Here is a 24345-nt window from a genome sequence, read left to right on the forward strand (position 1 = left end):
GTTCTCTTGACCGTCTCGTCTCTCAGCGCTGGCCTCTCGGCCCGCACCGGACGTTGCATTCTCGCTCACACCTTCGCTTGTCATGCGGCTCGCCTCAACCGAGGCTCAGAAAAGATACAGGCCATCTCCCCACCTGTCAACCCCCGGGCCTTGGTCTTCCCGGTAGACGGCCCGACCGCCGCTCCATGCAACCTTCCTGGCCTGGAGACCGAGAATGAGCCTCACCGTTGCAGCAACACCGTCTCCTGCACCTTCAGGCCACCGGCAAGCGCGTCGCGGGCGTGCTGGCGGGCGCCCGGAAGGTCGTGATCGCGGTAGTTGCCGCATTCGAGTTCGCTGACCCCCGGGATGGGGCGGTCGTGGGCCTCGGTGTCGCGCAGGGCCGCCTCGAAGGCGCGGAGCACGCCCTGCTCGTCGGGCTCGCCAATGACGGCCATATACATGCCTGTGCGGCAGCCCATCGGGGAAACGTCCACCACATGGTCGAGGTGGTCGCGCAGATACCCGGCGAGGAGGTGTTCGAGCGTGTGGATGGCCGCCGGCTCGATGGCTCCCCGGTTGGGTTGCAGCAGGCGCAGGTCGTACTTGCTGATGCTGTCGCCCCGGGGGGTTCTCTTCACCCCGGCCAGCCGGACGTAGGGGGCCTGAACTTTGCTGTGGTCGAGGTCGAAAGATTCCACGTTCGCCATGCCTCCATTGTCGGCAGACCGCTGCGGGACAATGTGAGGGTGACGGGGGGCGGCAGCTACCTATACTGCCCGGGTGCCGACCCTGCTCGACCGCACGCGCGCCCTGCCCGTCTGGGTGCCGCTGCTGATTGCCGCCCTCCTCGTCGCCGCCGACCAGGCCCTCAAGGCGTGGGCGCTTGCCAACCTGACTTACGGGGCGGCGCCGATTCCCTTCCTGCCGGGGGTGCTGGATTGGCAGCTCACCTTCAACACGGGGGCGGCGTGGAGCCTGTTTTCCGGCTCGGCCGTGCCGTTGGCCCTGGCTCGTCTGGCCGTGGGCGTGGGTCTGCTCGTGTATGTGATCGTGCGTCCACAAAGCCGCTTCCTGACGGTCGTGCTCAGCATGATCGCCGCCGGGGCCATCGGCAACACCATCGACGGGCTGCGGCAGGGCAAGGTCACCGACATGCTGCACGCGCCGCCGCTGAGCGCCGTCACCCGCGCCCTGGGCGCCGGGGACTTCCCGATTTTCAATATTGCGGACTCGTGCGTGGTGGTCGGCACGCTGCTCCTCCTGATCGTCAGCCTCGTGCAAGGCCGGGAGCAGAAGATCTGAGGGCGGATCGGTCAGACGCAGCCACAGAAAGGCGGCGCCCCCATCCACTCGGGACAGGGGCGCTTGAGCAGGTGGGACCCGGCTCTCAGATCAGGCTCTTGCGGCACTTCGTGCAGACGCGCATCCGCACGGAAACGCCCGCCCGGGTGACGGTGAGGGGTTGGAGATTGGGCTTTTGAAACCGCTTGGTCACGCCGGTCACCTTGCGGCCGACGCCGCCCGCCGCGCGGGCCTTACCACGGCGAATGACCGAGTTCACCACAATCGGCCCCTTACCGCACACTTCGCACACTCTGGACATCTTCGCACTCCTTCTTGAGCCTGGCCCAGTGTTCTGCCGGGGGCGGGTTCGTCCGGCACATTCGTTCGGCACGGAGGCCGGGAAGCGCCGCCGCGCCGGGCGGGGTCAGACAAGCCTTCCGATGGTAGCACACGCCCGCGACACCTGAACAGCCGTCCCGGGGCAGAACCACGAAAAAGACCGGACCCCACGTGGAGATCCGGCCGGAGACAACCTGAGGTTATCGCAGAACCTTGAGCGCCTTGAGAACGGCGATCAGGATCACGCTGCCGATCACGCCCCAGATGATGCTCCAGAAGGAGAAGCCGCCGCCGGCCGCCGCCGCGCCGCCGATGCCGAGGAGGTTGGCGAAAAGGAACTGCGCCAGAAACGCGCCCACGATGCCGATCAGAATGTTGGCGACCGCACCCTGCTGGGCGTCCGTCTTCATGATCAAGCTCGCGAGCCAGCCGCACAGCGCACCCACCAGAATAGTGATGATCCAACCCATGATTTGACCTCCAGGACGTTGAGTTTCAACGATCAACCACTCGTTGTGATGGCACAATGAGACTCGGCCCCGGCTGTTAGTGTGTGATCGGATACCTTCTCAAGGCTGACCCAAGGCGGGGTGGAGGTCCGGCGAATCTCGGCTAAGGAAGAGCTGGGAACACGTTCGCAGGCGCCTCATCTCTGACGGCGAGCTGACGCCACGGCGCCGCCGCCTCCCCTGTCTTGATCCCTGGAAGCTGACCCGGGCCGTCGCCGCTAGCATGGTCGGACTTGGCCGCCCGCGCGCGGCACGGAGGAACGCCCCATGCCCGGACTCATCGAACGTTACCGCGAGTACCTGCCCGTCACCGACCGGACGCCCGCCCTGACCCTACACGAGGGGGACACACCGCTGATCCCCGCGCCGAGGCTGAGCGCCCACCTGGGGGTGGACCTTTACCTGAAGTACGAGGGGTTGAATCCCACCGGGAGCTTCAAGGACCGCGGCATGGTGATGGCCGTCGCCAAGGCGGTCGAGGCCGGAGCCGACACCATCATCTGCGCGAGCACCGGGAATACCAGCGCCGCCGCCGCCGCGTATGCCGCCCGGTCGGGACTGAAGTGCATCGTGCTGATCCCGGACGGCAACATCGCGCTGGGCAAGCTCGCGCAGGCGATGGCCTACGGGGCGCGGATCGTGGCGATCAACGGCAACTTCGACGTGGCGCTGAAACTCGTGCGGCAGATCAGCGACGAGCACCCCATCGCGCTGGTGAACTCGGTGAACCCCTACCGCCTGCAAGGGCAGAAGACGGGCGCCTTCGAGGTCGTGGACGTGCTGGGCCGCGCGCCCGACATCCTCGCCATCCCGGTGGGGAACGCGGGCAACATCAGCGCGTACTGGATGGGCTTCCGGGAGTACCACGGGGCGGGCAGGAGTGACGCCCTGCCGAAGATGTGGGGCTTTCAGGCGGAGGGGGCGGCTCCCTTCGTGCGCAACGCCATCGTGGACGAGCCGCAGACCATCGCCACGGCGATCCGGATCGGGAACCCGGCGAGCGCCCACCTCGCGCGGGCGGCGGTGCGGGAGAGCGGCGGGCTCTTCGACATGGCGTCCGACGACGAGATCATGCACGCCTACAACCTCGTGGCGCAGGAGGGCGTGTTCTGCGAGCCCGCCAGCGCGACCCCGGTCGCTGGGCTGCTGAAGATGCACGCCGCCGGAAAGCTCACGCCCGGTCAGACGGTCGTCGCCGTGTTGACGGGCAACGGCCTGAAGGACCCCAACGCCGCGATGCGCGCGGTCGAGGCGCCGAAGGGCATCGAGGCGAACATGGAGCGGGTGCTGGAGAGCATTCTTTGAGGAGCTTCCAGCGGCCAGCGGCCAGCGACCGGCGGACGGCGTGACCCCCTTCATCGTCCGCGCCCCGGCGTCGAGCGCGAACCTCGGCCCCGGCTTCGACAGCCTAGGGCTGAGCGTGCCCCTCTTCACGACCGTGCGGGTCACAGGGCAGGACGTGACGGAAGTCGTGCCGCTGGGGCCCGAGTTGGAAGGCACACCCGCCGACGAGACGAATTACGTCTACCGAGCGATGCTCCTCGCGGCGAAGCGGGTGGGACGGAGCCTGCCGCCCGCCCGGGTGGAAATCGAGACCGAGGTGCCGCTGGCGCGCGGGCTGGGGAGCAGCGCGGCCGCCCTCGTCGCCGGGATCGTCGCTGGGAACGAGTTGCTGGGGCGGCCCCTGGACGACGAGGCGGTGCTCGACGTGGCGGCACGCGAGGAGGGGCACCCCGACAACGTGGCCCCGGCGCTCTTCGGCGGAATCGTGGTCGCCACGCTCGACAAATTGGGCACCCACTACGTTCGGCTGGAGCCACCCGCACACCTCGGCGTCACCGTCCTGATCCCCGAATTCGAGCTGTCCACGAGCAAGGCCCGCGCCGTGCTGCCCAAGGAGTACAGCCGGGCGGACGCGGTGCACGCCCTCTCGCACGCCGCGCTCCTCGCCGCCGCGCTCTCGCAGGGCCGCCTTGACCTGCTGCGGCACGCGATGCAGGATTACATCCACCAGATCTGGCGCGCGCCCCTGGTGCCCGGGCTGAGCGACATCCTGGAGGAGGCGCACCGTCACGGCGCTCTGGGAGCCGCCCTCAGCGGCGCGGGGCCCACGGTGCTGTGCTTCCACGACACGCGGGAGGAGACGGTGAGACTACACGCCTACCTGCACGGCGTCATGCGGAAGAACGGGCTGACGGGGCGGGTGGAGGACTTTCCCATCGACACCGCGGGCACGGTGGTCAGTCGGGAACCGGGCGCGGCGTCGGAGAGGCGTTGACCTCAGCCCCCCTTCGCCCGCCGCTCGCTGCTCCGCACAGGGAGGGGCGCGTCCGCCACAACTCCGGCAGGTTGCCCGTGGTGTTCGATCTGCACCCTCGGCAACAGCCTGTCCAGCCACCCCGGCAGCCACCAGTTCCACCTTCCCGCGATCTTGAGGAAGGCGGGCACGAGCACGAGGCGCACGAGCGTCGCGTCGAGGGCCACGGCGACCGCCAGCCCCAGCCCGATGCTCTTGTTGGCGACGACGCGCCCGGCGATGAAGGCGCAGAAGACGATGAACATGATCACCGCCGCCGAGGTGATGATCCGGGCGGTGCGGCCCACGGCGAGCACGACGGCCTCGTCGTTGGGATGGCCGCGTAACACCTCCTCCTGCACGCGGGAGAGCAGGAAAATCTCGTAGTCCATGCTCAGGCCGAAGAGGACCGCGAAGAGCAGCAGCGGCAGGCTGGAGTCGAGCACCCCCACGTCCTGCGGGATGCCCAGGGGCGCGGCGAGGAAGCCCCCCTGCACGACGAGGGTGACGACCCCGTAGGCCGCGCCGACTGTCAGCGCGTTCATCACGATGCTCTTGAGCGGCACGAGCAGGCTGCGGAAGGCGACCATCAGCAGCACGAAGGTCGCCGCGAAGACGGTCAGGACGGCGGCGGGAAAGGCGTCCGTGATGGCGTGGCTGAACTCCCGCTCCCCGATGGGCGCCCCGCCGAGCAGGAAGGGAAAGCCGCTTTCCCGCAGCGTCCCCCGCAGCCGGGTCTCGAAGGGGTCGATTCTACCGGCGCGCAGGTACGTCTCGGGGATCACCGTCACGCGCAAGAGGGAGCGGTCGGCGCTGAAGGAGCGGCGGGTGAGGAGACTCAGGGCGCCGAGGGAATCCGTCCCCACGCCCGTCACATTCCCTCCCGCGAGGTCGGCGGGCGTCAGGAAGGGGCTGATGACGGTCCGCACGCCGGGCAGGGCGCGGAGGTCTTCCACCACCTCCCGGAAACGGGCGCGTTCCTCCGGGCCGTACCGCCGCCCCTGAAGATCGAGGACGACCTCGAACTGGCTGAGGAGGCCGCCCGAGCCCAGGTCGCGCACGTCGGCGAGGGCGTCGCGGCTCTCCACACCGGAAGTCAGGCCCCACGCCCCCGCGTACCCCGTCCGCATGTCGCGTGCCGGGAGGGCGAGTACGAGCAGGAAGAGGGTGCTGAGAACGACGGCGAGCCAGGGCCGGGCCGTCACCCGCCGGGCGAAGGCGGTCCAGGCGCCCGAGGCCGCCGCGTTCTGGCTCCAGGTGAAGCGGAGAACACGGGGACTGTTCACCCGCTCCCCCAGCAGGGCGAGCAGGGCAGGCAAGACGGTCACGCTGGCGAGCACGGTGAGCAGGACGGCGAGCACCCCCCCCAGCCCCATCGAGCGCACGAAGGCGATGGGTGGAAGGATCAGCGCGGCCATCGCGATGGCGACGGTCAGGCCGCTGAAGAGGACGCTGCGCCCCGCCGTGAGGACCGTGCGGGAGGCGGCGGCCCGCGAGTCCCCGTCCCGGACCAGCTCTTCCCGGAAGCGGTTGACCATCAACAGGGCGTAGTCGATCCCCGCGCCGAGGCCGAGCAGGGTGACGACGCTCTGGGCGAAGGTGGAGACCTCCGTCACCCGCGTCAGGCCGTACACGCCCGCCATCGCCACGGTGATGCTCAGGACGCCGATCACGAGGGGCAGGCCCGTGGCGACGAGCGCGCCGAAGACGAGCAGGAGCACGAGCCCCGTCAGCGGCAGGGCGGCGAACTCGCTGCGTTTGGTGTCGCCCTCGGCGAACTCGGTGAAGTCGTCCGCGATGGCCTGCCCGCCCGTCACGCGCACGTCCAGACGGCCCGCGCCCGCCTCCCGCTCGGCCCGGTCGGCGTAGGCGCGCACGCGGGCCAGCGTCTCGGTCGCGCCCTCCAGCAGCGGAATCTGGGCGACGGTCAGGGCCAGGGCGCCGTCCGCGCTCACGGTGGGCACGGCCCCCTGCGCCCCTCCCGGCAGGACGCGCGTGACGCCGGGCACCTCCTCCAGCCCCCGGACGAAGCGGTCGTGGGTGGCGCGTCCCTCCGGCGTGGTCAGGGGCGGATCGAGGCGGGTCACGAGCAGCGCGGTGTTCGTGTCCGTCTCGCCGAACCGCTCGCGGAGCAGGGTGGTGACGCGGGTGCTCTCGGCGTCTTTCAGGGCGCCGGGGTTGGCGCTCAGGGCGCGGGGGGCAAGGGAGGCGGGGTAGGCGCTCAGCAGCGCGAGCAGCACCCAGCAGGCGACGACCGGCCAGGGGTGACGGGCCACGAACCGCGACAGGAGGCGCACGGGGGGCAGTAGAGCATGAGGGCGGAGAGCGGACAGGGCGGGAGGATGCAAGCCTGGCGCCCGCCCTGTCCCGACCTCTCAGAAGAACTCGTCCACCAGCCGGTAATACGCCAGCTTCCGCTCGTCCACCAGCGCGCGCCCGTACGTGTTGAGGAAACGTTCGGCGTGCTCGGGGCCGAGGTTGCGGGTCAGGCTGCGGTGGGCCAGGGCGAGGTCGGCGTGGCGGTCGGCGATTCCGGCGCGGCCCACGTCCACGAAGCCCTCGACGTACTCGCCGTTCACGATCAGGTTAGGAAGGCAGGCGTCCCCGTGCGTTACGACGAGGTCTTCGCTTTCCGGGCGGGTGCGGACGAGTTCGTTGAAGACCTCGGCGGCGCTCCTGCCCAGCCGCTCGTCGTCGAAATCTTCCTCGTCCACCTCACCCGCCGCCACCCGCTCGCGGGCGAGGCGCAGCATGACGGGCAGGGTCATGGTGAAGGGGCACTCGCGCACCGGGAGGGCGTGCAGCTCCCGCAGGGCGCGGGCGAGGAGGCTGACCACCCGCTCGGGGTGGAGCAGGGCGTCCGGGTCGCTCATGGGGAGGCCGGGCAGGCGGGTCATGGCGAGGTACTCGTGGGTCTCCGTCGTCTCGTAGCCCACGACCGCCGGAACGGGCACCCGGCCCGTGAGCCAGCGCAGGCGTTCGCGCTCCTGAAGGAGACTGCTCGACGAAAGGCCGCCCCGCGCCTGCACCTTCACCACGTACCGCTGGCCGCGCCACACGCCCGCGCCGCTCTCGCCGTGGGTGACGGGCTCCCAGCGGGCGGCGGGCAGCACGCGGCGCAGGGGGTCGGGGAGGGTGCGGGTCATGGAGGCAGGATAGGGGAAGGTCGCCCCGTTCCCCATCGTCCCGGCCCACCCCTGTAGACTGCCCCCAATGAAAGTCGGTCTGTTGAACTCGCTGGGCACGCGACATGCCCGCTACTGGACCGCGTTCCTCAAGGAACTCGGGGTGGAGACGGTGACGCCCGCCCTGCCCGCCGGGGAGGCCCTCGCCCTCGGTCGGGAGAGCCTGCCGGGCGAGCCGGTGCAGGTGCAGCTCGCGCTGGGGCGAATTCTGGAACTCGGGCGGGTGGACGCGGTGCTCGTGCCGCAGACGGCGCCCGTGGCGAACGACGCCTGGGGCGAGGCCCTCACCGAACTGCTGCCCCGGCGGATCAGCGGGCTGCCGCAGCTCATTTCCCTGCCCGAGGGCGGCGACGAGATGCCTGCGGCGGCGCTGGACCTCGGGCAACGCTTCACGCGCAATCCGGGGCGGGTGCGGCTGGCGCTGGAGCGCGTCAAACCGCTGGCCTCGGGGGGGCGCGAGGAGATGCCGCCCCTCAGCCGCGCCTCGCAGGCCACCGTCGCCGTGATCGGCCCGCGCGCCCTGCTCGGCGACCCGGACCTGGGCGGGGGGCTGCGCTCGGCGCTGGAGGCGCTGGGGCTGCACGCCGTCTTCTCCCCCGAGTTGCCCGCCTCGCAGGTCGCGGCGCGGGGCGAGCGGATGGAGCGGGCGACGGCCCCCGCCGGGGAGCGCGAACTCTTCGGGGCGCTGAAGTTGTTGGAGGGCAAGAGCGCGGTGCGGGGGGTCCTCTTCGCCTCCCCCGCGCGGGACGGCGCGCACCGGACGGCGCTGGACCGCCTCTCGGGGCAGACGCACAAGCCTGCCCTGGTGATCGACGTGGACGCCGCACAGACCGAGTGGCCTGAACTCGTGGGCTTCCGCGACCGGGTGACGCTGGGCGCCTCGGCGCGGGCGGCCACGGGGGCGGACGGGGGGGACGCGTGAACTTCTGGCGCTGGCTGACCACCCCCGACCCCCAGCCGGGCTTCACGCGGCGCAAGCTCGGCAGGCTCTTCCTGCGGGTGCTGCTCTTCACGGTGCTGGCGACGGTGCTCTCGGCGCTGCTGCGGGTGGTCGGGCTGGGGCCGTACCTCGACACGTGGTGGGGAACCCTGCTCTTCGTGCTGGCGCTGTACATTCCGCTCGCGCGCTTCCTGAACGTGGACACCTTCGCGCCGCGCCGGACGGTGGGGACGGCCACGCGGACGGGCACACAGGGCAAGACGACGAGCGCCGAGCGCCGCAAGGAGCGCAACCGCTACGCGGGCGTCCGCAAGGGACCGCCCCACAGTGGCCGCAGGCGCTGAGGAGCGCCCGCCTGCCGGGGTGGAGCCTTCCGGCCACCCGCCCGCCCCGCCGACCCACACCAAGGCCCGCCCCGCCCGCGAGTGGGTCTGCGAGGGCCTGTTCCGCCCCCTCGCCGCCCGGCTGGTGCCCCCGCTGGCGCGGCGCGGCGTGAATCCCCTCCACGTCGTGCTGACCCACACGGCGCTCGGAGTCGGCGCGGGTGTGCTCCTGCGGCGCGGCCACCGGGTCACGCCCGCCGTGCTCCTTCAGGTCAAGACCCTGCTCGACAACCTCGACGGGCAGCTCGCCCGCGCGACCGGGCAGACGACCGAGACGGGCCGTTACCTCGACACCGAGGGCGACCTCCTCGTCAACGCCGCCGTCCTCGTGGGCCTCACCGGGTGGTGGGGGCTGCCGCTCACGGTGCTCCAGAGCCTGATCCTGAGCGTGGACTACCTGTGGGAGCGCGACCACCGGGCGGCCCGGGGCGAGGTCTTCCGCGAGCCGCCCGCGCAGGCCGGAGACGACCCGCGCGTCCTCGCGGCCCTGAAACGCGGGTACGCCCTGTACTTCACCCCGCAGGAGCGCGTGCTCGGGGCCCTCTTCGAGAATCGGCTGCGCGCGGCGGCGGGCGGGCCTCCCACCCCCGACGACCGCCTGGCCTACACCCCGCGCGAGATCAACGTCGTCGCCGTCAACCTGGGCTTGAGCACCCAGCTCCTCGCCCTGGGGCTGTGCCTGTGGGCGCGGCGGCCCGGCGTGTACCTCTGGAGCCTGCCCGCCCAGACGCTGTTGCTCGCGGGGGTGCAGGGGTGGCGGGAGGGGCGGGTCCGGGGCGGGGCGGTGAGGAAGGCCGCGCGACCTCAGCCCTCCTCCAGCGGATAGGTCCGCGCCGCGCGCACCGCCAGCACGATCAGGTAGGCATAGAACACGGAAACCCCCGCGAACACCAGCCAGCCGGGGAAGTTGCCGATGTCGGCGAGCGCGAGCGCTTCCGGGAATTCGAGCACCCAGCCCTTGGGCTGCGACAGGTCGAGCTTGGCGAACCACGCGAAGAGCACCGCCGCGTAGATCCACAGGTAGTTGCGGTTGAGCCGCCAGCCCAGGGCGTCGGCGCGGCTCATCGGGCTGCGCGGCTTGCCGAGTTCGGCCAGCAGCAGTTGGTGCCAGTCGGGGTCCACCGCGTCGCCGAGCATCGCCGGGTAGAAAAAGCGCTCCATGATCCTGACCCGGTGGTGGGCGATCTCGAAGGTGCGAAAGCGCCGGGCCTCCAGCCGCAGGAAGTAGTAGTTCAGGAACATGGCGAAGAGGAAGGTGACGTGGCTGTTGCCCGCATTTCCGAGCGCGAAGGAGGCCAGACCGGCGGTGGTGACGACCGCCCAGTTCGTCGTCGTGTCGAGGCGCTGGCGGTAGGCGGTCATCTTGCCGACCTCGGCGCGGTAGAGGTGGATCAGGGCGTTGGCGGTGTTCGTGCTGTAGCTCAGCTCGGTGAGCGCGCGGCCGGGCACGGCGCCCTGACCACGCCCTACGCCGGGCACGGGCGGCACCTGGGGCACGTGGACAGGGGCGGGAGGCGGGGGGGCGTCACCCCTCCAGGGTAAGCTCCCCGTGGGGCGGGCAGCAGGGGCGCGCGTCCTTGTGCCCGGACGTCCCCGTCAGTGCAGGTCGGTGCGTCCGACATTCCCGCTGGCAAACCACACCCGGATTCCCAGCCCGGCGTGCAAGGCATGGAGCACGATCAGCCCCAGCACCAGCCCCGAGAGCGTGCTCAGGACGAGGGGAAGGGCCAGCGCGACCGCCGCCGTGAGCAGACGCAGCGGGGCGAGCTGACGGGGCGTGAGCAGGGTCTCCTGCTCGGGCTCCAGCGTGAATTCCAGCCCCGTGCAGGCGAGGTAAAACAGCGCGAAGCCCCCCGCCAGCAGCCAGCGCACACCTGCCGAGGCGGGCCCCTCGGTGGCGACGGCGTGCTCGACCATCGCGCCGATCACGGTGATCCCGACGACGAGGGGCAGGTGGAGGTAGGACCACGCCAGGAAGCGCCAGCGGTTGTGCGCGTCCGGCTCCCGGCGCCCGATGTAATCGAAGTAGACCCACCACAGCCCGAAGCCCAGCAGCAACCCCAGCACGAAGCGCAACAGGGTGACCGCCCCCAGGCGCTCCGTCTCGGCGAGGCCGTTCACCACGCCCACCAGACTCTCGCCGAGCACGATGATCACGAACAGGCCGAAGCGTTCGGGCAGCTTGCGCGCGGGTGCGGGAAAGACGCGCGGCTGGTCGCCGAGGGTCAGCAGCGGCGTCACGAGGTCGATCAGGAGTCCCACCCCCTTGAGGATCAGCGCCAGCGGGCCGGTCAGAAAGGCCGCCACGGTCCAGAGGACCACCGAGACGCTGAAGTTGCGCACGTAGCGGTCGGTGACCGGGCGCACCCCGGGGTTATGGCGCCCCGCCCGCCACCACATCAGCGTGATCAGCCCCCGCGCAAAGGCGTAGGCCAGAGCGAAGCCAGTGGCCGTCTTGCCCAGCCCGTACTCGGCGGTCGCGGCCATGCCCGCCACGGCGAGCATCTGGAAGAAGGTGGCGACGCGGAAGCTCAGGTCGTACGTCTCGAAGCGCTCGTTGTAGTACGCGACGCTCAGCCACACCCACCACACGGGGATGAACAGCAGCAAAAACTCGCCCAGGCTGCGCGCGTCGGGATGATCCGCGAGGTGGTGTGCCAGCCGTGAGATCACGACCACGAAGACGAGATCGTAGAAGAGTTCGAGCCAGGTGACCCGCCGGGCGTCCTCCCCGGGGGCGTGGAGTCGCGGGGCCTGCCACCAGAGCCGGGAGCTACGCCACATGCCCGACCTTACTCCTGCCGCCCACCGGGTGTCCCCTGGCCGAATGGGGAGGGGACCCGCGACGACTCAGCGCAGGAAGGGATTCGTGCGCCGCTCGGCCCCGAGGGTCGTGGCCGGTCCGTGCCCGGGGTACACGACGGTCTCGTCGGGCAGCGACAGCAGCTCGCGCGCGATCCCCGCGATCAGTTGGGGATGATTCCCGCCCGGCAGGTCGGTGCGCCCGATCCCGCCCTGAAAGAGCGTGTCGCCCGCCACCACGAACCCGTCTCCCAAGAAGACGACGTGCCCCGGCGCGTGCCCCGGCAACTCCCGCGCGGTGAGGGTCAGGGCGCCCGCCTGGAAGGTCTGCCCCTGGGTGATCTCGTGATCCGGCGCCTGGGGCTGGACGAAGGGCAGGTTCCAGCGGGCCGCCGACGCCGCCCCCAGACGGTAGAGCGGCAGGTCGGCGGGGTGGAGGGAGACGGGTACCCCCAGCGCCTCCCGGACGGGCTGCACCGCGCCGATATGGTCGAAGTGCGCGTGGGTGAGGAGGATGCCGCGCACCGTCACGCCCGCGTCCCGCACGAGGGCCAGCACCCGCTCGGCCTCGTCGCCGGGGTCGAAGAGGAAGCCTTCGCCGCCCTCGCCCGCCACCAGCACCACGTTCTCCTGAAGCGGGCCGGTGGGAAGGGTCCACACCCGCGCCGTACCGTGTTGCCTCGCTCTCGTCATGGGGAGGAGTGTAGGGTGAGAGGAAGTGGTGGGGTGGCTTAGGCTCAACACTCCTACTCCGTCAAGGAGTGGTCTGACGGCGGGGAAAGGCCCAAGCCCCAGGGCACGAAGACCTGGGCAAGAACTGGGTCGGTGCTGGGCACCTCAAGATTGGGGATAAGATCAAGCAGGCAGACGGCACCACGGGGGTCGTCGCCAACGTCCTCACCCTCCAGCAGACGCGGGAGATGTTCAATCTCACCGTTGACGAGGCCCACACCTTCTACGTCGGTACTCAGGGTTGGTTGGTCCATAACTGCACACCCTACACAGTTGGCAAGTATGAGGGTATTAAGGGTACACTCCCAGGCTACAATGCCCATCACGTTGGGCAGAAAGCTGCTATGAAACAGTTGGTGCCTGGATACGATCCTAAGACAGGTCCATCCATACTAGTGCCTAAGGTTGGGCACACAACCGCTGCTCCCAGTGGTATGGGTGTGGTAAGCCGAAGCACAAGTGACCTGACGACACCGCGTGATTTGGTGGCACGCGATGTCGCAGAATTGCGGAGAGCATGTTCAAATATTCCCACCAATTAATTGATCCGAATGAGTATATGTACCCTGGAGCCTTTAGGAAATAGTATGAACGATAGAGAGTTTGTGAGGGTCATCAGGCGAGACGTCATCGAGGAAAATCTAAAATACTACACTGGACTGATGGAATCCAATAGGTCCACCAGTGGAGGATTGGACGACCTAACAATTCTTTATAGAGTCCTTCCATTAGAAATGAGAGAGATTCTTGTACGAGTGGTGAAAAGGATTGAGGTCGATACAGTATCGAACGTGTTGGGAATTCTAGATGGCTCAAGCGCCCGGCCCGATTACAGAGGTGACTTCAGTCTTCGCTACGAAGACGGACAGAACATGACCGGAGACTTACAGGACACCTTTCTATCTAGTGAGTAATCTTTATGAAACTGACTATGCTGCAACTGCTGTCCAACTACCCCGCTGACCTTCACTAACGCTACCTGACGGAGAAGCCGCCCTACTCTCCTTGGGAACTTGGGGCGGCTTTGGTCTGGCAGTTAGCACTGCCCTCAAATCACCCCCAGCCGCACCAGCTCTTTTGGCTCAAACACGGGAATGTTCAACCTGTCCCGCAGGCGCAACAGGTGTTTATCTTTCGTCACGATGCCATTTGCCCCAGAAGCCACCATCAGGTCCAGCAAATACCAGTCCTTCGGGTCCGGACACGACGGCCAGTCCAACCGCTCCACCTGCTCGTAATACTCCCCGATTCGGTGCAATTCCGCCGCTGTGCGAAACGCGAACGACGGTGTGATGACACCTTCACCCATCCCCAACACGGCGGGATACGTCAGCACCTCGGCCAGCTCGGTGAAATGCGTCTCGCTCAGCACGAATACCACCTCGAAGCGCCGTGCCGCCTGATAGAGGTCCACCGCCGGGCCACGCAGGCTGGTCAATCCACTCAGCAGGACGTTCACATCGGGAACAAGGCGAAGCGTGTTCAATGCTCGTCCTGCCCGTCTTTCCGCAAGGCTTCCAGAAGAGAGTTCCCCGCGAACCGCTCGCGCAACACCTCCTCCGACAGGGCGGGTGCACGCTTGACCTGTTCGACTGGTCGGCGTTCCCTGGCCCACTGCACAGCCTGGTCGATCAAGTCCTCGCGCTCCTCGTCCGAGAGATGTGCGAAGGCTTGGCGAAGCGGCTCGAAGGGGTCGGCCTCTTCCTGAAGTTGCAAGGCAGTGTTGCCGAGGACCCGGTCGATGGCCGCGGTGGGGATGCGGTACTGCGCCCGCCCAGTGGGCGTGGTCCGCACCCGGACGGCTTCCAGAGCGCCTTCCTTGATCTGACGGCGCACGGTGTCGTCGCTGACATGGAGAAGCTTGGCAGCTTCTTGCACGGTCAACAGGCGGCGCGGCTCGTGTTTGCGTCCAGTCATCCTCTCACCCGGTCCCACTTTACCGCATCAAGCGCAGGAGGCGCAGGAGCCGCAAACCGTACGATGCTCATCCTGCCGCTTGGGCGAAGGAACTGACTGAGGCTCCCCTTCTACGTCAAGGACTGGTTATCCCCTACCCCAGCGCCTCCCGCAGCGCCAGCGCGAAGACCTGGAAGCTCAACCCCGGGTTGGCGTAGGCCTCCAGCGCCGACTGCAAGGCCTCCAGGGCGGTGTCGGCGCGGGCGCGGGCGTGGGGCGACTGGGTGCGCCAGACGAAGCGCAGGGCCTCGGGGTGCCACGCCGGGTCCCAGCGTTTTTCCAGGGCCGCGGCGCCCTCCAGGGCCTGCCACATGCCCTCGCCGACCGCCCGGGTGAACTCGGCGGCGCCCTCCAGCGCCGCGCGCACGGCCTCCCGCTCGGTCAGCACCCCGGCCCGCCCGGCGGCAAAGGCCACGAGGTCGGGGTCGGGCGCCTCTCCACCCAGCGCGAGCCCGCGTTCGACGGCCCGGTCGGAGACAGGTGTGACGCCCAGGCGGGCGCTGCGGCTCACGATGGTGGGGATCACCGCGCGCACGTCCTCGGCGAGGAAGACGAAGAGGGCGCCGTGCGGCGGCTCCTCCACGAGCTTGAGGAGCGCGTTCGCCGCCTCCTGCCCGAGGTGTTCGGCCCCGTCCACGACGACCACCCGGCGGCGGAAGGTAGGCCGGACCTCCAGAAATTCGAAGACGTGTGTCTCGTACTCGCGGCCCGCGTCCCGCCCCTCCAGAATGGCACCGATGGGGATGAGCTTGCGCCGCGCCGTCTTCCCCGTCGCCGTGGTGGTGCGCGGCTCGACGACGAGGAGGTCGGGGTGTGCCCTCGCCGCGAAGGCGAGGCACGAGGGACAGGCCCCGCAACCTTCCCCGTACATGCCGCGCGTGCCCGTGCAGTTGTGCTGGGCGGCGACCGCCAGGGCCACGTCCCGCTTGCCCACCCGCGCGGGCCCGGTGAGCAGCAGGGCATTGCCCCCGAACACGCCCGTCTGTTCGAGAAGTGGGCCGTGGAGGAGGGCGGCGGAGGGGAGGGTCATGGGTGGGACGCGGGGGGACGAAGCCTGTCCCGCCCACCGCGCACCGCGTCCCGCCCCCCCATCACTTGCCTATCGCCAGCCGCGCCGCGAGGACCTGGGGCAGCCCGGCCTCCAGCGCCGCCTCCTGGGTGCGAGCCACGTCGTAGGGGACGCGGAAGACCTCGAAATACGCCCGCTCGGTGTCGAAGACGGCGTAGCTCGCGCGGGGGTTGCCGTCACGCGGCTGCCCGACGCTGCCGGGATTGAGGATCACGCGGGCGCCGGGCGGGACGAGGTAGCCGCCGCCCTCCGGGAAGCCCTGGAACTTGACCCACTCGCCGACCGGGGCGTTGAGGGTGGCATACACCCCGGGGATATGGGTGTGGCCCACGAAGCCGAGGCGCCCGGGCCACCCCGCAAAGGCCTCGCGGGCGGCGGTCACGGAGTCGACGTACTCGTCGCGGCTCAGGGGCGAGCCGTGGCGGTAGCGGGCGCCGACCTCCGGGTCGTCGATGCCGTCGCGCCAGGTGCGGATCATGTTGAGGTCGCGCCCCGAGAGGCGTTCGAGCTGCCAGCGCAGGGCGACCGAGACGACGCTCTCGCGGGGCAGGCGGCGCCCGTCCGCGTAGTCGAGGAGCATCCCGTCGTGGTTGCCGAGCACGCACACGGCCCCCAGGTCGCGCAGGGTCTGGAGCACCTCTGCCGGGTGCGGTCCGTAGCCCACCGCGTCGCCGAGGTGGACGACCCGCTCGAAGCGCCGGGGGGCGGCGTCGCGCAAGACCGCCTCCAGCGCGGCGTGGTTGGCGTGGGTGTCGGAGAGCAGCAGGAGCCGCACCGCGCCATCATAGCGGCTCGGCACGCGCCCAGACGGTCGGGAGGGGCGCAAAGTTCTCAGGGCGCGACCGTCACCCGCCCCGCCAGGGGGTCGAGCCGGGCGAGGCCACCCAGGGGCAGGGTGAGCTGCGGGCTGGTGTGCCCGAAATCCACGTTCGCCACGACGGGAAGGTCGGATCGGCCCGCCTCGGCGAGCACGCGGCGCACCCAGCGGGAAAGGTCCTCCACCCTCTCCGGCGTGTAGCCGCGCGGGCGGGCGAGCATCAGCCCGGCGGCCCCGGCGAGGATGCCCTGCGCCGCGTAGTTCCGCAGCCAGTAACCGACCTGCGCGGGCGGGGGCACGTCCTCGCTCGTCTCCAGCGCGAGCACTGCGCCGTTCTAGAGGTCGGAGGAGGGCCAGCCGGAAGTGCCGTTGAGCATGTCCAGCACCTCCAGGCATCCACCCATCAGGTGTCCCTCGGCGGGCATCTCCCCCTGAAGCCACACCCAACCGTCGCCGGGCTGGAAGGGGCGGCGGACCTCCTGCAAGGTCTCGTCCTCCCACTCCACCCGGAACTCCGTCCACTCGGGCGCGGGCGCGAGGTCGAAGGGGCGCGGTTCCTCCACCAGCGCCCGCCGCAGGCCGTCCAGGGCGAAGGGGTGCATCCCGCCGTTCTCCGCGAGGTCGGTGAGGAGGGACGGGCCGTAGTACGCCCTCACGCCCGCGCGCAGGAACTGGGTCAGGGTGATCGTCGTGTCGCTGTAGCCGAGCAATGCCTTGGGGTGGGCGCGGATCAGCTCCGGGTCGAGGAAGGGGAGCAGCCGCACGGAGTCGTCCCCGCCGATGAGGCTGACCATGCCGTGAATGTCGGGGTTTTGCAGCGCCCAGTGCAGGTCGTCGGTGCGGGCCCGGGGATTCTCGTACAGAAATTCCGGGCCGCGCAGGGCGTTCGGGGCGGGCACGACCTCCCAGCCGAGAGCGTCGGCGACCTGCCGCACGCCCGCGTGGTAGCGGCCCATCACCTCCGTGACGAAGCCGCTGCTCAGGCTGAGCGCCGCGACGCGGGAACCGGGGGGCAGGCGCGGGGGGCGGACGAAGTGGGGCCTCACGCGGTCAGGGTACGCAAGGAGCCGGGGGCCGGGATGCGCCGGGTGGCGTATGCCTCCGGGTGGGACATAAAAAAAGCCGCCTCTCGGGCGGTGATGACATGAAAGATAGCGTCCTATGCATCCGGCGTCAACCTATGCACGCGACTTTCTTGCCGTCACTCGTTCAGGCTGAGCCACAGGTGATGCTGAGCGTACACCCGCCCCCCGTGGCGCACCGCATCGGGCTCGGTACCCCACAGCCGGAAGCCGTGGCGCCCGTACAGGCGGCGGGCGGCGCCCTGCGTCTCGGTCACGGCGAGGTGCAGGGAGGTCACATCCGGCCACGCGCGGGCCTGGGCGATGCCCGCCGCCACCAGCGCCGCGCCCACTCCCCGGCCCCGCGCCTCGGTGAGAACGGACACGCCCACGATCTCCGCCCGGTGTGCGAGGGCCGGGCGCGTCTCCCGCAGGACGGTCAGGATGCCGACGAGCGAACCCTCCAGAAAGGCGCCGAAGTTCACGACCCCGGACGTGGAATCGAGCCGCGCGGCGACCTCGGCGAGGGGTCGGGCCCCGTACTCCCCGGCGGTCGTGATGAAGGCAAGGGGATCGTTCCGCAGACCGGCGAGCCGGACATCCCGGTAGGCGGGGGCGTCGGCGGCGGTCAGGACCCGGACGGTCAGGCCTGAAGCCTCAAGCACGGGTGGGGACGGCGAGGCGGACGACCTCTGCTTCGCCTGCGCGTTCCCCGGCGGCGTGGCGGTCGCGCCAGTTCAGGACGTGGCCGGACTCGCGCACCCGGCGGGTGAGCCCCAGGTCGAGGTCGGCGACGAGCCAGCCGGGACGGTTCCACTCCCCCTCGGCGACGAGGCCGTCTTCGGGGAGATCGAGGTCGGCGGGGGCGTAGAGGGCGGCCCGGCCGCTGGCCTGCTCGACGGCGTAGGTCCAGTCGGCGTCGGCGATCAGCGGGGCGTGGAGGGCGTACATCTGGTTTTCGAGGGCGCGGGCCATGCCCCCCACCCGGACGCGGGTGTAGCCGGACCGTGCCGCCGTGAAGGAGGGCACGACGAGGAGTTCGGCACCCCCCTCGGCGAGACGGCGGGCGAGCGCCGGGAACTCGCTGTCGTAGCAGATGGCGACGCCGAAGCACGTCACTGTCCCGTCCCCCAGCCCCAGCTCGAAGACGCGCACGCCCGCGCCAGGGCTGATGAACCATTCCTCCGCCTCGAAGCGGGTCATCAGCAGCTTGTCCTGATGGGCGTGCGAGCCGTCCGGCCCGAAGACGAAGGCGCGGTTGACGAAGCCCTCACCCTGGGCGACCGGGTAGCTCCCGGCCACGATGGTGACCCCATGCGCCCGCGCCAGGCCGGAGTGCAGCGCCAGGAAGTCGGACAGCAGGGTCCCCAGCGCGGGCCGCATCCCCAGGATGTCGTGGTGCAGTTCGGGCGGCAGCAGGCTGACGAGTTCGAGGGCGGCGTACTCGGGGAAGACGAGGAGCCGCGCCCCCTGCCCCGCCGCGTCCTCCACCCAGGCCGTCACCTTCGCGGCGTAGGCCTCCCAGCCGGGGTGGAAGTCCACCGGGTACGCCGCCGCCGCCACTCGCAGGACACTCATGGGGAGGAGTCTACGCGCCGGGCGAGGTGGTGAAGGGGGGCGGGCGCCGTCCTTCGGCAAGGACAGATGAAGCGCGGCCCCGGGAGCGGCGGGATACCTTTGGGCATGGCGACGGGCGGCGGATTCGAGGACCTGACCGACGGCGAGGTCGAGCGGCAGGCTGACATGGAACGGCACTGGGCCGAGCGGTTGGAGGACGAGGGGCGGGCCACCGCCGAGCGCCTTCAGGCCTCCGGACTCACGGGCACCCTCCAGATCGGCGACGGCTTCAAATTCCGCTGGCTGCGCGGCGACGACGTGCTTGCCGAGTCGGACTTCCACCCGCGCTTCCCTGAGGCGTTCGAGGAGGCCGTGGCTCGGCTCCCGGCCTCCGAACAGTCCTGACCCCTCCCTCTAGACTGCCCCGCATGGGCGGACTCGTGTGGCTGGCCCTCGACGGTGTGGGGCACCCAGGTGACGCGCCGCCGGGCTCGGTGTGGGAACAGGACCTCTCCACGCTGCGCCCGTTCGTGGAGGCCGGGCGCGCGCTCGACGCCACGCTCGGCGTGCCGGGGCTGCCGCAGTCGGGCACCGGGCAGACCTGCTGGCTCACGGGCCGGGACGCGGTGCGGCACATGGGCGAGCATTTCGGGCCGCACCCGGGGCCGACCCTGCAACGCCTGTTGTGCGCCCATGCCCTCCCCGTGCGGCTTGTCCAGGCGGGCGCGCGGGTGGCGCTGGCGAACCACTACCCACCCGGCTACTTCGCGGCGCAGGCCCGCAGGCCCCGGCAGGGCTGCTTCCCCTTCGCCTTCGGGGCGGCGGGGGCGGGGCTCAACCCCCCCGGCGTGCCCCCCGTCCCCGCGACTCTGGGCTTGGGCTACGCCGAGCCCTGGCCGGAGATGACGCCCCCGGACGACCTGACCCGGCTGGGCGAGCGGCTGGCGCGCACCTCGGCGGAGCATGACCTGCTCGCCTGTGACCTGTGGTTCGGCGACTTCCTGGGGCACCGGGGCCGCGCGCCGACGCCGCCGGACGTGGAACGGGCCGGGCGGGCCTACCTCGCGCGGGTGGAAGCCCTCCTCGCCGGGCTGCTGGGATCGGGTGCCCGGGTGCTCCTCACGAGCGACCACGGCAACCTGGAGGACCTGACGGTCAAGGCCCACACCCTCGCGCGGGTGCCCTTCGCGGCCTCGGGCGGGCTGCCGGACGGGCCGGAGTCCCCCCTCGACATCGTGGACGGGGGGCAGATTCTCGCCGGGTGGTTCGGCCTGAAAGACGACCTCTCCGGCGACGGGGGACTTTAACCGCGCCACATCGGCATCCAAAAGTTATCCACAGACTTATCCACAGGCCCTGTGGACAACCTGGAACTGCCTGAAGCCGTCATCCCCTGGAAAGAGACTGGAAAGCCCGACTGGGACGGTGTTCTCAGGACCCTGGGACCCCGTGGAAAAGTTCCACGGAGTTATCCACAGGCGGGCGTCAACCTGTGGATAACTCGGGGGGCCACGCGCCTTTCGCCGCCCGGACGAAGGCGCGGACGCGCTCCGGGTCCTTGACACCCGGACCCGCCTCCAGGCGGCTCACGGCGTCCACTCCGGCGGGGCGCAGGGTGTGGATGGCCTCGGCGACGTTCTCCGGCCCCAGCCCTCCCGCGAGCCACGCGCCGGGGGGAAACACGTCCCGCAGGGCCGCCCAGTCGAGGGGCACCCCACCGCCGGGCTCCGGGGCGTCGAGCATGGGGGTGACGCCGGGGAAGGTCTGCCCGCCCGCGCCCGCCAGCAGGTCGGCGGGGCGCAGGACGCGCAGCACGGGATAATACCGGGCGACCTCGCCCACGTAAAGGTCGGGGAGGTCACCGTGGAGCTGCACCGCGCTCAGCCGCGCCCCGTCCGCCGTCCGCAGCACCTCGTCGAGGCCCCAGCCCAGGAAGACGCCAACGCGGGCGACCACCGGCCCCACGGCGAGCCCCGCCCCCCGTGCCACCTGCGCCGTCACCCGGCGCCTGCTGCCGGGCGCGAAGATGAACCCCAGGGCGTCGGCCCCGGCCTCGGCGGCGAGCAGGGCGTCCCCCACGCTGGTGGTGCCGCAGACCTTGACGCGGACGGGTGCGGGGAGGGTCACGCGCGCTCCTCCAGCGCCGCCACGCGGGCCTCCAGCTCGCGGGTGCGGCGGACGAGGGCGACCAGGAGCAGGGCGTAGTGGTCGTAGAGCTTGGGGCGCTCCAGCCGCGCCTCGCCGGACATCCAGTCGGTCAGGAGCCGCTCGGCCTCGCGCAGCACCTCCTCGTCGGGCACGTCGCGGAAGGGGCGCTCGCCGAGGATGCTGCGGGCGAAGTTGAGTTCGCGGTCGGTCATGCCGCCCATTCTGGCGCGCGGGTCGGCACCCGGCCAGCCTCGGCCCTCACCCCCCGCCCGGCACCCCCGCCTCCGCGAAGGTCCGCATCTCCCGGAGCGTGGCGGCGGCGGCGAGCAGCAGCGGCGCGGCCAGCACCCCGCCCGTCCCCTCACCCAGCCGCAGGCCGAGGTTGAACATCGGCTTCAGGCCCAGGTGCGCGAGCTGGGGAACGTGCCCGACCTCCGCGCACTCGCCCGCCGGGAAGAGGAAGTCGCGCAGGTGGGGGGCGAGCGCCACCCCGACGAGGGCGGCCGAGCCCTCCACGAAGCCGTCGAGAATGACCGCCCGCCTCAGCGCCGCCGCCTGAAGCATCGCCCCCAGCATCGCCGCGATCTCGAACCCGCCGAGGTCGGCCAGCACCCCCAGGGGGTCGGCGGGGTCGCTGCCGCCCCGGGCCAGCGCCCCCCGCACCGCCTCCACCTTGCGGACCAGGGTGGCGTCGTCCACCCCCGTGCCCCGGCCCGTCACGAGCGCGGGGTCAAGGCTGAGCAGCCGGGCCGTCATCGCGGCGGCGGGGGTGGTGTTCCCGATGCCCATCTCGCCGGGAACGATCAGGTCGGCGCCCTCCTCCACCGCCCGGCGGGTGAGGGCCGCGCCCACCAGGATCAGGGCGGTCGCCTCCTCGCGGGTCATGGCGGGTTCCACGCGCAGGTCGCCGGTGCCCCGCCGCACCGCCGCGCGCACGAGGGCCGGGTGCCCCGGCAACTCGGCGTTCACCCCCGCGTCCATCACGTACACGCGCGCGCCCACCGTCCGGGCTATGGCGTTCACGGCGGCGCCGCCCGGCCCGGCGGGCGTGTCGGCCAGGAAGTTCGCCACCATCGCGGGCGTGACCTCGGGGGGGTAGGCGCTCACCCCGCCCGCCGCGACCCCGTGGTCCCCCGCCGCGACGATCACCGCCACGCCGCGCGGCCACGGCCGGTCCGTCCCAAAGACTCCGGCGAGGCGCACCCCCAGCTCCTCCAGGTCGCCGAGCGCCCCGGCGGGCTTGGTGAGCTGCGCCTGCCGGGCGCGGGCCGCCTCCATCGCGGCAGGGTCAGCGGGTTGAACGGCCTGGACGAGGGCGGCGAGTGCGGGGGGGAGGGGAGTGGGCATGGGGCTCCTTGGGAGGGGTCAGGAATCAGGGGTGAGTGGGAAGTGGTTTGAGCCGCACGGGCAGGCCGCTCACGAGGAGCCAGGCCTCGTCGCTCTCCGCTGCCGACCGCTGGTTGACCCAGCCCAGCACGTCCCGGAAGCGGCGGGCGAGGGCGTTGTCGGGGACGATGCCGAGCCCGACCTCGTTCGTCACGAGGACGGTGAGGCCGGGCCGGGCGCGGGCGGCGGCGAGCAGCAGGTCGGCGCGGGCGAGGATCACGTCGTCGGATTCGCCCGCGAGGAGCAGGTTGCTCACCCACAGGCTCAGGCAGTCGAGGAGGACGGTCGGGGTGGAGGCGGCCCGGAGGGCACCGGGAACGCCCAGCGGTTCTTCCACCGTCACCCAGCCGCCGGGACGGTCCGCGCGGTGGCGGGCGATGCGGCCCTGCATCTCGGCGTCGAAGGCCTGGGCGGTGGCGAGGTAAGTGACGGCCTCCCCCGTGGCGGCGGCGCGGCGCTCGGCAAAGGTGCTCTTGCCGCTGCGCGCCCCCCCGGTGACGAGGACAATCACAGCAGCCCCCTCACGAAGTCCCAGTCCAAACTCGCCTTCACCCGGGCCGCGATGGCGTCCAACCGGGCGTCGAGGCTGTCGAGGGCGGCAGGAGGCGTCAGGCCAGCCCAGCCCAGGAACCGTTCGAGGTAGGCGGGGTGTTCGAGCAGGCCGTGGAGGTAGGTGCCGCGCACGTTGCCCTGCCGCCACAGCAGGCCCGGCGCGAGGTTCTGCACGCCCGGCCCCGGGGCCGTCCGCCCGTGGTGAATCTCGTAGCCCTCCAGCCTCAGCCCCGTCTCCGCGTCGGTGAAGGTGGTCAGCCGGGTGGTCTTCTCGGGGGCGAACTCGGTTTCAAGGTCGAGCAGGCCCAGGCCGGGCACCTCCCCCCCGCCCTCCACCCCGTGCGGATCGCCGACCGTGCGCCCGAGCATCTGGAGCCCGCCGCAGACGCCGAGAACCGGAACACCGGACAGAGCGGCGCGGGTGACGGCCCCGGCGAGCCCCACCCCACGCAGCCACGCGAGGTCGTCGGCGGTGCTCTTGCTGCCCGGCAGGATGACCGCCCGGGCGCCCTCCAGTTCGGCGGGCGTGGACACCCAGCGGGCGAGCGGGCCGAGCGGGGCGAACTCGTCGAGGTTCGACACACGCGGCAGCCGGGCAATGGCGACGAAGCCGCCCTCCTCCCACGCCTGCGGGCCCTCCAGCGCCACCCCGTCCTCCTCGGGCAGGGGGAGGTCGAGCATGGGCACGACGCCGACGGTGGGCACGCCGGTCTGTTCCCGCAGCCACTCGGGGGCGGGAGCGAGCAGGCGGGGATCACCCCGAAAGCGGTTGAGGATGAAGCCGCGCAGCAGGGCGCGTTCCCCCGGCGTCAGGCAGTGCCAGGTGCCGAGGAGGTGGGCGAACGCGCCGCCCCGGTCGATGTCGCAGGCGAGGAGCACCGCCGCCTGAGCCTCCAACGCCACCCGCATATTCACGATGTCGCTGGCGCGGAGGTTGACCTCGGCGGGGCTGCCCGCGCCCTCGATCACCACCACGTCGTACTCGGCGAGGAGGCTGTGGAGGGCCCCTTGCACGTGCGGCCACAGGTGCGCCTTGCGCTCGCGCCAGCCCAGGGCGGTGAGGTCGGGATTCGCGCGGCCCAGCAGGACGACCTGCGAGCGGGTGTTGGCCTCGGGCTTGAGGAGGACCGGATTCATCCGCACGTCGGGCACGACCCGCGCCGCCCGCGCCTGGACGATCTGGGCGCGGCCCATCTCCAGCCCGGCGGGGGTGACGCCCGCGTTGTTGCTCATGTTCTGGGCCTTGAAGGGGGCGACCCGGTACCCCTCACCCACGAGGGCGCGGCAGAGCGCGGCGGCGAGGTAACTCTTGCCCGCATTGCTCGTGCAGCCCTGAATCATGATCGC

The 24345-nt window shown here is 71.0% G+C and carries 30 protein-coding genes; 9 read left to right on the forward strand and 21 right to left on the reverse strand.

The window, feature by feature from the left end:
• Positions 1 to 221: 221 nt before the first annotated feature.
• Positions 222 to 689, reverse strand: a complete 468-nt coding sequence (locus IC605_RS11330; protein WP_216323559.1) for an S-ribosylhomocysteine lyase — start codon at positions 687 to 689, stop codon at positions 222 to 224.
• Between the two features lie 73 nt (positions 690 to 762).
• On the opposite strand from IC605_RS11330, the gene lspA reads away from it, so the two are divergent.
• Entirely contained in the window at positions 763 to 1284 is a 522-nt protein-coding gene (gene lspA, locus IC605_RS11335; RefSeq protein WP_216323562.1) for a signal peptidase II, read from the forward strand.
• A gap of 85 nt (positions 1285 to 1369) precedes the next feature.
• On the opposite strand, the gene rpmB is transcribed toward lspA, so the two are convergent.
• Both rpmB and IC605_RS11345 read right to left on the reverse strand, forming a co-directional pair.
• Positions 1370 to 1585, reverse strand: coding sequence for a 50S ribosomal protein L28 (gene rpmB, locus IC605_RS11340; protein ID WP_216323566.1), 216 nt, complete (start codon positions 1583 to 1585; stop codon positions 1370 to 1372).
• 220 nt (positions 1586 to 1805) lie between these two features.
• Positions 1806 to 2075 carry a GlsB/YeaQ/YmgE family stress response membrane protein gene (locus IC605_RS11345; protein WP_216323569.1) on the reverse strand — a complete coding sequence of 90 codons (270 nt, stop codon included), beginning with the start codon at positions 2073 to 2075 and terminating at the stop codon, positions 1806 to 1808.
• A 306-nt stretch (positions 2076 to 2381) separates the two neighbouring features.
• On the opposite strand from IC605_RS11345, the gene thrC reads away from it, so the two are divergent.
• Together thrC and thrB are read left to right on the forward strand one after the other, a co-directional pair.
• Positions 2382 to 3419: a threonine synthase gene (gene thrC / locus IC605_RS11350; protein WP_216323572.1), complete on the forward strand. Its 1038-nt coding sequence runs from the start codon at positions 2382 to 2384 to the stop codon at positions 3417 to 3419.
• Between the two features lie 40 nt (positions 3420 to 3459).
• On the forward strand, positions 3460 to 4392 hold the full coding sequence (gene thrB / locus IC605_RS11355) for a homoserine kinase (RefSeq protein ID WP_216323576.1): 933 nt from the start codon (positions 3460 to 3462) through the stop codon (positions 4390 to 4392).
• Positions 4393 to 4394: 2 nt separating this feature from the next.
• On the opposite strand, the gene IC605_RS11360 is transcribed toward thrB, so the two are convergent.
• A complete protein-coding gene (locus IC605_RS11360) occupies positions 4395 to 6707 on the reverse strand; it encodes an MMPL family transporter (protein ID WP_216323578.1) in 2313 nt (770 codons plus the stop codon).
• 78 nt (positions 6708 to 6785) lie between these two features.
• Complete coding sequence (locus tag IC605_RS11365; protein ID WP_216323582.1) at positions 6786 to 7556, reverse strand: APH(3') family aminoglycoside O-phosphotransferase; 771 nt, start codon at positions 7554 to 7556, stop codon at positions 6786 to 6788.
• A 67-nt stretch (positions 7557 to 7623) separates the two neighbouring features.
• Between IC605_RS11365 and IC605_RS11370 the strand changes: the two genes are divergently transcribed.
• Genes IC605_RS11370 through IC605_RS11380 form a run of 3 tightly spaced genes read left to right on the forward strand, consistent with a single transcriptional unit; the run spans position 7624 to position 9744 of the window.
• Positions 7624 to 8517 (forward strand): hypothetical protein, encoded by an 894-nt coding sequence (locus IC605_RS11370; RefSeq protein ID WP_216323585.1) that lies wholly within the window; start codon positions 7624 to 7626, stop codon positions 8515 to 8517.
• Positions 8514 to 8879 (forward strand): hypothetical protein, encoded by a 366-nt coding sequence (locus IC605_RS11375; protein WP_216323588.1) that lies wholly within the window; start codon positions 8514 to 8516, stop codon positions 8877 to 8879. Before IC605_RS11370 ends, IC605_RS11375 begins: the two co-directional genes overlap by 4 nt.
• 19 nt (positions 8880 to 8898) lie before the next feature.
• A complete protein-coding gene (locus IC605_RS11380) occupies positions 8899 to 9744 on the forward strand; it encodes a CDP-alcohol phosphatidyltransferase family protein (protein WP_216323591.1) in 846 nt (281 codons plus the stop codon).
• On the opposite strand, the gene IC605_RS11385 is transcribed toward IC605_RS11380, so the two are convergent.
• The 3 genes from IC605_RS11385 to IC605_RS11395 all read right to left on the reverse strand — a co-directional run bounded on the left by IC605_RS11385 (position 9723) and on the right by IC605_RS11395 (position 12413).
• Positions 9723 to 10397, reverse strand: a complete 675-nt coding sequence (locus tag IC605_RS11385; RefSeq protein ID WP_216323594.1) for a DUF2270 domain-containing protein — start codon at positions 10395 to 10397, stop codon at positions 9723 to 9725. The genes IC605_RS11380 and IC605_RS11385 overlap by 22 nt on opposite strands.
• Positions 10398 to 10514: 117 nt before the next feature.
• Complete coding sequence (locus IC605_RS11390) at positions 10515 to 11702, reverse strand: low temperature requirement protein A (protein ID WP_216323597.1); 1188 nt, start codon at positions 11700 to 11702, stop codon at positions 10515 to 10517.
• A gap of 66 nt (positions 11703 to 11768) precedes the next feature.
• Complete coding sequence (locus tag IC605_RS11395) at positions 11769 to 12413, reverse strand: MBL fold metallo-hydrolase (protein ID WP_216323599.1); 645 nt, start codon at positions 12411 to 12413, stop codon at positions 11769 to 11771.
• Positions 12414 to 12574: 161 nt separating this feature from the next.
• On the opposite strand from IC605_RS11395, the gene IC605_RS24625 reads away from it, so the two are divergent.
• Positions 12575 to 12994: a hypothetical protein gene (locus IC605_RS24625; protein ID WP_343216600.1), complete on the forward strand. Its 420-nt coding sequence runs from the start codon at positions 12575 to 12577 to the stop codon at positions 12992 to 12994.
• A 506-nt stretch (positions 12995 to 13500) separates the two neighbouring features.
• Here the strand turns inward: IC605_RS24625 and IC605_RS11405 are convergent.
• From IC605_RS11405 to IC605_RS11435, 8 genes are all read right to left on the reverse strand, one after another.
• Entirely contained in the window at positions 13501 to 13938 is a 438-nt protein-coding gene (locus tag IC605_RS11405) for a putative toxin-antitoxin system toxin component, PIN family (protein ID WP_216323602.1), read from the reverse strand.
• Positions 13935 to 14369 carry a helix-turn-helix domain-containing protein gene (locus tag IC605_RS11410; protein WP_216323605.1) on the reverse strand — a complete coding sequence of 145 codons (435 nt, stop codon included), beginning with the start codon at positions 14367 to 14369 and terminating at the stop codon, positions 13935 to 13937. The genes IC605_RS11405 and IC605_RS11410 overlap by 4 nt, the downstream gene beginning before the upstream one ends.
• Positions 14370 to 14502: 133 nt before the next feature.
• The gene (locus IC605_RS11415; RefSeq protein WP_216323608.1) at positions 14503 to 15438 is read right to left on the reverse strand and encodes a DNA polymerase III subunit delta'; all 936 of its coding nucleotides are present in this window, start codon (positions 15436 to 15438) and stop codon (positions 14503 to 14505) included.
• Positions 15439 to 15499: 61 nt separating this feature from the next.
• Positions 15500 to 16252, reverse strand: a complete 753-nt coding sequence (locus IC605_RS11420) for a metallophosphoesterase family protein (RefSeq protein WP_216323611.1) — start codon at positions 16250 to 16252, stop codon at positions 15500 to 15502.
• Positions 16253 to 16308: 56 nt separating this feature from the next.
• Positions 16309 to 16620 carry a S66 peptidase family protein gene (locus IC605_RS24630; protein WP_343216585.1) on the reverse strand — a complete coding sequence of 104 codons (312 nt, stop codon included), beginning with the start codon at positions 16618 to 16620 and terminating at the stop codon, positions 16309 to 16311.
• Positions 16621 to 16629: 9 nt separating this feature from the next.
• Entirely contained in the window at positions 16630 to 17340 is a 711-nt protein-coding gene (locus IC605_RS24635) for an LD-carboxypeptidase (protein WP_343216586.1), read from the reverse strand.
• A gap of 155 nt (positions 17341 to 17495) precedes the next feature.
• Positions 17496 to 18020: a GNAT family N-acetyltransferase gene (locus IC605_RS11430; protein WP_343216587.1), complete on the reverse strand. Its 525-nt coding sequence runs from the start codon at positions 18018 to 18020 to the stop codon at positions 17496 to 17498.
• Positions 18013 to 18933, reverse strand: a complete 921-nt coding sequence (locus tag IC605_RS11435) for a carbon-nitrogen hydrolase family protein (RefSeq protein ID WP_216323614.1) — start codon at positions 18931 to 18933, stop codon at positions 18013 to 18015. The genes IC605_RS11430 and IC605_RS11435 overlap by 8 nt, the downstream gene beginning before the upstream one ends.
• A gap of 105 nt (positions 18934 to 19038) precedes the next feature.
• Here IC605_RS11435 and IC605_RS11440 point away from each other — a divergent pair, with 105 nt between their 5' ends.
• The gene (locus IC605_RS11440) at positions 19039 to 19317 is read left to right on the forward strand and encodes a hypothetical protein (protein WP_216323617.1); all 279 of its coding nucleotides are present in this window, start codon (positions 19039 to 19041) and stop codon (positions 19315 to 19317) included.
• Positions 19318 to 19340: 23 nt separating this feature from the next.
• Complete coding sequence (locus IC605_RS11445) at positions 19341 to 20219, forward strand: alkaline phosphatase family protein (RefSeq protein ID WP_216323621.1); 879 nt, start codon at positions 19341 to 19343, stop codon at positions 20217 to 20219.
• A 178-nt stretch (positions 20220 to 20397) separates the two neighbouring features.
• Here IC605_RS11445 and IC605_RS11450 read toward each other — a convergent pair whose 3' ends face one another.
• Genes IC605_RS11450 through IC605_RS11470 form a run of 5 tightly spaced genes read right to left on the reverse strand, consistent with a single transcriptional unit; the run spans position 20398 to position 24339 of the window.
• Entirely contained in the window at positions 20398 to 21039 is a 642-nt protein-coding gene (locus IC605_RS11450) for a phosphoribosylanthranilate isomerase (RefSeq protein ID WP_216323624.1), read from the reverse strand.
• The gene (locus tag IC605_RS11455) at positions 21036 to 21272 is read right to left on the reverse strand and encodes a hypothetical protein (RefSeq protein WP_216323627.1); all 237 of its coding nucleotides are present in this window, start codon (positions 21270 to 21272) and stop codon (positions 21036 to 21038) included. Before IC605_RS11455 ends, IC605_RS11450 begins: the two co-directional genes overlap by 4 nt.
• 46 nt (positions 21273 to 21318) lie before the next feature.
• A complete protein-coding gene (gene cobT, locus IC605_RS11460; RefSeq protein WP_216323630.1) occupies positions 21319 to 22407 on the reverse strand; it encodes a nicotinate-nucleotide--dimethylbenzimidazole phosphoribosyltransferase in 1089 nt (362 codons plus the stop codon).
• Between the two features lie 25 nt (positions 22408 to 22432).
• Positions 22433 to 22957 (reverse strand): bifunctional adenosylcobinamide kinase/adenosylcobinamide-phosphate guanylyltransferase, encoded by a 525-nt coding sequence (gene cobU / locus IC605_RS11465; RefSeq protein WP_216323632.1) that lies wholly within the window; start codon positions 22955 to 22957, stop codon positions 22433 to 22435.
• Positions 22954 to 24339 carry a cobyric acid synthase gene (locus IC605_RS11470; RefSeq protein ID WP_216324082.1) on the reverse strand — a complete coding sequence of 462 codons (1386 nt, stop codon included), beginning with the start codon at positions 24337 to 24339 and terminating at the stop codon, positions 22954 to 22956. The genes cobU and IC605_RS11470 overlap by 4 nt, the downstream gene beginning before the upstream one ends.
• Between the last annotated feature and the right edge of the window lie 6 nt (positions 24340 to 24345).

It is taken from the genome of Deinococcus aestuarii, assembly GCF_018863415.1.
Classification (GTDB): domain Bacteria; phylum Deinococcota; class Deinococci; order Deinococcales; family Deinococcaceae; genus Deinococcus; species Deinococcus aestuarii.